The organism is Flavobacterium aurantiibacter (assembly GCF_002251775.1).
In the GTDB taxonomy this organism is placed as follows: Bacteria; Bacteroidota; Bacteroidia; order Flavobacteriales; family Flavobacteriaceae; genus Flavobacterium; species Flavobacterium aurantiibacter.
Map to the genome: position 1 here is coordinate 1 of NZ_NOXX01000048.1, position 4,090 is coordinate 4,090.

General features: G+C 29.4%; 3 protein-coding genes. All 3 read right to left on the reverse strand.

Going from position 1 to position 4,090, the window contains the following annotated elements; all coding sequences use genetic code 11:
- Window positions 1-73 precede the first annotated feature (73 nt).
- Genes CHX27_RS00510 through CHX27_RS00520 form a run of 3 tightly spaced genes read right to left on the reverse strand, consistent with a single transcriptional unit; the run spans window position 74 to window position 3,732 of the window.
- A complete protein-coding gene (locus CHX27_RS00510; RefSeq protein WP_133063368.1) occupies window positions 74-1,900 on the reverse strand; it encodes a hypothetical protein in 1,827 nt (608 codons plus the stop codon).
- Between the two features lie 19 nt (window positions 1,901-1,919).
- Complete coding sequence (locus CHX27_RS00515) at window positions 1,920-3,158, reverse strand: hypothetical protein (protein WP_094484836.1); 1,239 nt, start codon at window positions 3,156-3,158, stop codon at window positions 1,920-1,922.
- Between the two features lie 19 nt (window positions 3,159-3,177).
- On the reverse strand, window positions 3,178-3,732 hold the full coding sequence (locus tag CHX27_RS00520; protein ID WP_094484837.1) for a hypothetical protein: 555 nt from the start codon (window positions 3,730-3,732) through the stop codon (window positions 3,178-3,180).
- Window positions 3,733-4,090 lie beyond the last annotated feature (358 nt).

Here is a 4,090-nt window from a genome sequence, read left to right on the forward strand (position 1 = left end):
ATAACATCAAAAATCAATTAATTTAATTTCACCCAACGGGTTAATAGTATATGTACTGCAATTTTTTTCATGATTAATGGGTGTAAATGTTAAAAAATGGAATGTCGACTAAAACGGAAAAATTTAATCTTCCTACTCCAAAGTTATTTTCAACTATTGAATTGTTTTGTGTAAACTCCTTTAGGTTTTTGATGTAGCTATAATGTAGTCCTAAACTTATTGGCGTCTTTTGTATATTGTAGTAAATCCCTAAGCCTGGTGCAAAGAACTGCTCAATTCTTACATCTTGAGTTTCAATTTCAGCATCATTAAATCGGGCATTAACCATTGTTCCTAAATCTATTACACTAAAAAATGCTGAAAAATTTGCCCTTTTTTTATCACTTGTTGAAATAGTAAAACCAATTGGTGCTGTTAAACCAAAGTTTCCACGATCTCTATTGCCGTCTATGTATGCTCGTTCTATACCACCTGATAAACCAACATATCCATTGATTGAGATATTAAAACTTGATTTACGCTTGATTGATGAGCTGCCAATAGGTTGTGTATAAGATTCTAAAATCTTCCTAACGTCTTCTGATTTTTCTACCATTGCAATTTCTGATAAAAAGGTTAAACCTCTCAGGTCTTCGAGGTTCATTGTTTCTTTTAGCATGAAATACGTATTCATCAATGCTGTTTGATAATCTTTATTTAAGATAGCTTCATGAATACTTAAAAAAGAATTTAGATAAGTAAAAGTTATATTGTCAATCTTCAAATAATCGTTGATGATTTTAGTATTTAGAAAAACATTAATGCTTTTTGTTATATTGGTACTGTAAGTTATGAAATCTTCCGTAGTTTTTAGATTAAAGTCTTTACTTTTAAGTAGTTCGTAAGTGTTATTTAATTGGTTAAAAAGAGAACCAAAACTTTGAACTATTTCAACAAACTGAATTGGATTTTCAGTGTAAGGTTTGAAAATAGGATCATCTTTTAATTGTTCATATAGCAAACCATAAAAATAGCGAGCAACCAGTTCCTTACCATTTTTAGTATTTAAAAAATTCAAATCATTAGATGGATTTACCCAAATGGTAGCTGCACCTTGTTTATTTTGTAAAGCTATTGATAAGATATTTAAACGCTTTAATGCAAGTTGTAAATCTTGGTTGATCATCTCATTAGAATTAGATAAATTTTCAATTATCTGTTGAATAGAGGAACCTTCTTTTGTTTGCATTGCTATTTGATAACCGATATTGTAAAAATCTTTTTGTGTTGAATTTAAACCTACAAGAAGAGGAATATTTTTGGGCATTTCCTCAATATCTTTCTTAACCATACTTTTTAAGATGTTAAAGTCTAATGCGTATGTAGTGGTTTCAGCGTTTTTATCCGTAATCTCATTAATTAACTGCATTGATTTCGGGAAAAGACTTTTGACTGTTTTTAATTCTTTAATTTTTTCAAATGAATTATTAGTAGCCATACTGATTAATTCTGCAGTAAATCTATCTGCTAAAAAGTCTGAAGTTCCTCTGATTATCAGGGTTTGCCAGCTTGGTTGATTAGTTACAGATGCCTTTGAATCGGTAATATTAAGAAATTGAAAAGACTCCAAATTTTTAGGGTCATTTACGTTTCCTCCATTAACTTTTGGATTAGAGTTATATTTTTCTTTAGGAAAGTAATCTTTTGTTAAAAATGGATTACCGTTGAATTCGTCAAGATTTAATTTGTATTTAGATAAAACAAAATTTATCTCGTTGATGAGTTGGAAATATCCTATATTCTTAGTCTTGTCTTCATCGTAAATTTCCTTTAGCTTCAATGCATCTAAATAGGTGTTTTGTTGAGCATTTGTATGGAAATTAACAAATAACACAATTAATATTAATATTTTTGATTTCATAATCATTATATTTTAGTAGTTATTTTAAATTTCCAAACCATTTTTTATAGAAAAGATGATGATAATCTAAATCCAAGTTGTAATTTATTCTATCGAGAAGAATAAACTTATCTCTTGTAGGATCAAAACCATAAATAGATACCATATTAACAGTTTGATCATTATCTTCTATGTTATGAAGAAAAATAAACATAGAAATACATTTTTCTTTGTTTTCTAAATACGACACAGGTAATTCTTGATCAGCTCCCGGATAACTTTTATCAGGATAAAATTCATAACCTTTTTCTTTTATCATCTTTAAATTCCAGGTAGCGTAAATGTAAATTCCTCTTTTTTTAAAAGTCTCATATCTGGACATAGATATTTTAAAACCATTGTATGGAACATTTGTATTTGTTGTCGAATTTTTTTTATTAGGACTACCGCCCCAATTTGTTATTAATTCTTCGGGAAATGGAAAGCTTTTCATAGTGTTAATATTTAAAATTTCTTTGTATGGTAATGAATCTTTACTAATAATGTAGAGCCCTTCGTCTAAATAAGATATTCCTGTCTCATTTCTAAATAAGACTTGACCTTTTAAATTAACTATCCTGTAAATTGGGGCTTTATTATATTCAGAAGAAATAGAAATAAAATTCCCATCATTGTTTAAAGCTGTATAAATAGACTCATTTTCATAGAATTCATAAGGTTTTTCAAGTTCTATTTTTTTTAAAATAATTCTTTCATCTTTAACTCGGTCATAGTATGAAGCCGAAAGAGGTCGATTATTAGAATCTACATTTCTTATGTTTACGAATCCTTCAATGTCTATTCGGTAAGTTTTTGCTAAATCCAAAATTTCTTTATCTTCTTTACTTAGAATTTGAGTTTTTTTATTATCTAGTTTTTTAATATCAATTTTAGGAGTTGGCGCGACCAAAACCAATTCATTTTCTTTAGCTTTTTGTCTTTGTATGGCTACTTGTTTTCTTTGATCGGCAATCAATTTAGTTTGTTGTTGTTTTCGTTGTTCAGCTTGTTGTGCTCTTTTTTGAGCCGCTAGTTTGTCGGCTTCTAGTTTTTCTTTACGCTCTTTTTCTTGTTTTTCATGGCAAATTGTACAGACTTCGTCTATACAAGTTACTCTTCCTTTGCCTTGAGCTTGGTTAGAAATACATCCGGGTGCACATTCTCTATGTCCACTTTGTGCACTAACCACACCGCTTACTAACATCCCAACGAATAGGACTAAAATTTGAATTGTTTTCATTGGTTATCTCTTCAAATGTTTATTTTATTTCAATAGCTTCAGATTCTTTAAATCCTTTAAAATTGCATTGGTCATCATAAGGTTTGTTTACCCTTTTCGTGTCTACACACCCTCTCAGAAACTCAAGCTGCTGTCTTATTTCTCCATTGGAAATCACTTTCTGCATAGGATAATTTTTGTCATGATCCCAGTAAGAGATTACTCCATTAGATTCAGCTTTATTTACTGTATAAAATTCAGTAGGAATGGTGTATTCTCCTGTAAACTCTTTTGGCATTTTAAAATGTAAATCGGTTGCTTTTCCTGTTTTGGTATCGGTATCGTATTCATAAATAGGTAAATAAATAACATAACCGTAGCACAATTCATGGGTGCAATAGCCAGCACCTTCTTTGTTCAATCGTAAATGAATTTGGTAGAATACTTTGTTGCCCTCAACTTTTGTTTTTTCTAACCGAAATTGTACCGGTTTATCGCCTCTAAGGTACAGCCATTCGCTGTAGTTGTTTTGCGCACTAATTGCACTACCTACTAGCATCGCTACTAATAGGAATAGAATTTTGATTGTTTTCATTTTCAAATTAATTTACATATTTAGACATTGGACGCTAGTAGTTTTCAGATTTAATGTTTAGATGATGTACACTATTGTATATTAAAAGACTTTTCTTTGCTACTAGAATCAACAAACTGATCTGATTAAAAGACTGTATAATAATTCATAAGCAAAAAATAAACCAAGTGACTACAAAATTTTAACACTGAACAGTTTTTAAATAATTACGAATTTTATACGTTAGTATTACGAATTAACAAACAAAACCATCGAATAAACGATTGTGAAATTATTGTTTAAATTTGAATAAAAAGTCACTACTTGTAGTGATTTTTCTAAGTACACGACAAAAATTGTATTAAATTAATTTCCAGCT